The 921-nt window shown below is 40.4% G+C and carries 2 protein-coding genes; both read left to right on the top strand.

What is annotated here, in order from left to right:
• Window positions 1-66 precede the first annotated feature (66 nt).
• The gene (locus tag JMX89_RS12745) at window positions 67-417 is read left to right on the top strand and encodes an IS630 transposase-related protein (RefSeq protein WP_201532559.1); all 351 of its coding nucleotides are present in this window, start codon (window positions 67-69) and stop codon (window positions 415-417) included.
• A complete protein-coding gene (locus JMX89_RS12750; RefSeq protein ID WP_201532560.1) occupies window positions 392-916 on the top strand; it encodes an IS630 family transposase in 525 nt (174 codons plus the stop codon). Before JMX89_RS12745 ends, JMX89_RS12750 begins: the two co-directional genes overlap by 26 nt.
• Window positions 917-921: the final 5 nt, after the last annotated feature.

Consider the following 921-nt stretch of genomic DNA (forward strand, 5'->3'; position numbering starts at 1 on the left):
AAATATAGCGTATTAAATATAAAAGTGTTATAGGATAAAACATCTCAATAGATATACTTAATCATTATGACTTACTCACTAGACTATCGCAAACAAGTTCTTAAAAGCTTAGCAGATGGCATGACCTTTGCCGAGGTAGCCTCTTTTTATGCTATTAGTCCAACCACCATTCAAAAGTGGAAGAAACAGCTGCATAGTAAGAGCACTCGCAATGTTACGCCATCAAAAATACCGGATGATGCACTACGCGAAGACGTTGAGCGTTACCCTGATGACTATCACTATGAGAGAGCAAGACGGTTCAACTGTACTGCCCCAGCTATTTGTGAGGCTTTAAAACGTCTAGGCATCAGTCAAAAAAAAGACCTTAGAGCATCCAAAAGCGTGTCCAATAAAAAGAACGTCGTATCAGAGTAAGCTTGATAACTTTAACCAGCAAGGTTATCCCATTGTCTATATGGACGAAAGCGGTTTTGAAAGCCAGACCATTCGTCCGCATGGTTACACGCCGATAGGCAAACCCTGTATCGACAGCTACAACTGGCAAGGTAAAAAGCGAACCAACGTCATTGGGGCTCTATATGAAAAGATGCTATTTGCACTGGATTACTTTGAACAGAACATTAACAGCGGCATATTCTATCGCTGGTGTAAACACACGCTAATCCCAAGTCTTAAGACCAAATGCGTGATTGTCATGGATAACGCTCGGTTTCATAAAAGCAAACGTATCCAAAAACTACTGAACAGGCATGGTCATCGTATTTTATGGCTACCGCCTTACAGCCCTGATCTAAACCCTATTGAGAAAAAATGGGCTCAAGTAAAGTCTCTACGCCAAGGGTGGATGGAAAATGACTTATCCAAATTATTTTATGATGTTTGTCCTAGCCATAACACTTTTGTTTTGAACTGACTATA

The sequence above is a fragment of the Psychrobacter sp. DD43 genome (assembly GCF_904846555.1).
Lineage (GTDB): Bacteria > Pseudomonadota > Gammaproteobacteria > Pseudomonadales > Moraxellaceae > Psychrobacter > Psychrobacter cryohalolentis.

What these genes read in the sequence shown, in the direction of transcription:
- JMX89_RS12745 (WP_201532559.1), top strand. Translation starts at nt 67, where the DNA reads ATGACTTACTCACTAGACTATCGCAAACAAGTTCTTAAAAGCTTAGCA.